Annotated in this window: 1 protein-coding gene; it reads left to right on the top strand. The window is 75.1% G+C overall.

What is annotated here, in order from left to right; all coding sequences use genetic code 11:
* Positions 1-267 precede the first annotated feature (267 nt).
* The coding region (locus AOK24_RS39760) for an ATP-binding protein (RefSeq protein WP_240554345.1) at positions 268-2,563 on the top strand (2,296 nt) is incomplete at its 3' end.

The following is a 2,563-nucleotide window of genomic DNA, read 5'->3' as shown; positions in this document are numbered from 1 at the left end:
GACGCGGAGGGGGCCGGGGCCCGTTCGGCGGGTATGGCGGCGTCTTCTGTCATGCCCCCAGCAATTCCCTCCACGGGGTCGTGACATGCGTCACAAGTGGCCGGAAACAGCGGCGACAAGGCCGTCCGGGCATTGATTCGCGCGGTCTCCACAGCGCCCTCACGCCGCCGATCAAAGGCGGACGGCTCGCATGATGGGGGCTGAGCCGGAACGGGCGATCGGCGAGACCCCCAGGAGATTCCCGACGGTACGGGGAGAGGGAAGACCATGACCGAGGTGACCGCGGGCTGCGGAAATCTGCCCGCCGCCTTCACGAGTTTCGTCGGCAGACGGCAGGAGACCGCCGAGCTCCGCCGCCTGCTGGACACCCGCCGGCTGCTGACGCTCACGGGGACGGGCGGCGTGGGCAAGACCCGGCTCGCGCTGGAGGTGACCGCGGCGTCCGCGCAGGCGTTCACGGACGGCGTGTGGCTGGTGAACCTCGCCCCCGTGTCCGACCCGTCGGCGGTGCCGGCCGCAGTGGCGAGCGCGCTGCGAGTGCCCGACCGCGGGGCACGCCCCTTCACCGACCAGCTCACGGGCTACCTGGCCGGCCGGCACACCCTGCTGGTGCTGGACAACTGCGAGCACCTCGTCGACGCGTGCGCCGACCTGGTCGCCACCCTCCTGCCGGCCGCCCCCCGGCTGCGCGTCCTCGCCACGAGCCGCCACACCCTCGGCGTCACGGGCGAACACGTCCACGCCCTCGCGCCGCTCGCGCGGGACGAGGCGGTGCAGCTGCTGCGGGACCGGGCCGCCGCCGTCCGGTCGGGGTACGCCGACGACGAGCCCGACGACGAGATCGCGCGCCTGTGCACCGGCCTGGACCACCTGCCGCTGGCCATCGAACTGGCCGCGTCCCGGCTGCGCACGCTGAGCGTCGGGCAGCTCACCGACCGGCTGGAGGACCGCTTCGCGCTCCTGACGGGCGGCAGCCGGACGGCACCGGCCCATCAGCGCACCCTGCGCGGGATGATCGACTGGAGCTACGAGCTGTGCGCCCCGGCCGAGCGGCTGCTGTGGAACCGCCTGTCCGTCTTCGCCGGGGGGTTCAGCCTGGAGGCCGCCGAGGCCGTCTGCCACGGGGACGGCATCGACGAGGCCGAGGTGCTCGACCTCCTCGACCGGCTCGTCACCCAGTCCGTCGTCCTCACCTGCGCGCTGAGCGGCCGGCCGCGCTACCGGCTGCTCGAAGCCATCCGCGAGTACGGCCGGGAGCGGCTCGCGGACTCCGGCGAACTGGACGGAGTACGCCGCCGGCACCGCGACCACTTCCTCACCGTCGCCCAGCGCGTCGACCGGGACTGGTACGGCCCCGGCCAGGAGGAGAACCTCGCCCTGCTGCGCACGGAGCACACCAACCTGCTGGCCGCCCTCGACCACGACGGCGAGCCCCGCACCCGTCTCGCGCTGGTCGCGGCCCTCCGCTGGCACTGGTGCGCGGGCGGTTTCCTCAGCGAAGGGCGCCGCCAGGTCGAGCGCGTACTCGCCGCCGCGCCCGACCCCTGCGCCGAACGCGCCCGCGCACTCCTCACCGCCGTCGCGATCGCGCAGACCCAAGGCGACCTGACGGCGGCCGACCGCCTGCTGGACGAGGCCGAGGAGCTGGGCCGGCGTCTTGGCGACGCGTGGGTGCGCACGCAGGCGGACGGCCTGCGCGGGGTGTCCGCGCACTACCGGGGGCAGCCTCAGGAGAGCGTCCGCCGCTCCGAAACGGCCCTGGCCGCCATGACCGCGCTGGGCGACGAACACGAGGCCGCCTCCTGGCGGCTGGCGCTGGCCTGCCTCCAGGCGTACGCCGACGATCCCCGGGCGGCGCACACCGGCGCGCGGTTCGTCGCCACCGCCCGGGCGTGCGGGGAGCGGTGGGGCCGCGCCCAGGTGCTGATGGCCCTGGGCCACCACGCCTGGGCCCGCGGCGACCGTGCGGCCACCGAGAACCTGGTCACCTCCGCGCTGGAGTGCATGCGCGGCCTCGCCGACCACACGATGGTCGCGCGGATGCTGGAACTGCTCGCCTGGTCCACCGCCGCCGGCGGCGCCCACGAGCGGGCCGCCCGGCTGCTCGGCCTCGCGGACGCCCTGTGGCGGGACGCCGGCAGTTCGGTCCGCGCGTTCGGAACGCGGATGGCCGAACAGCACGCGCGCTGCGAGCACGCCGCGATCGAGGCGCTGGGGGAGACGGCGTACCGGAAGGCGTTCGCCGCGGGCGGCAGACACCGATGCCCCGTCCAGGCCGTCGACGACGCGCTCGCCGGGCCGGACGGGGATGGGGACGGGGACGGGGGGCAGGGCACCAGCGCTGGCGAAGCCGACCCCGGCATGCCGGCAGACGGGAACGGACGGCAGAGCAGCACCGCCGGTGAAGCCGCTGCCGGCATGCGGCCGGACGAGAACGGGCGGCAGAGCAGCACCGCCGACGAAGCCGATCCCGGCATGCGGGCGGACGGGAACGGGAGGCACAAGACCGCCGCCGACCACGCCAACGCCCACAGCCACGCCCACGCCAACGCCAACGCCAACG

The sequence above is a fragment of the Streptomyces niveiscabiei genome, from assembly GCF_001419795.1.
Taxonomy (GTDB): Bacteria; Actinomycetota; Actinomycetes; order Streptomycetales; family Streptomycetaceae; genus Streptomyces; species Streptomyces niveiscabiei.
The sequence above is the reverse complement of the archived record's forward strand: the minus strand, read 5'-3'. Positions and strand labels throughout refer to the sequence as shown.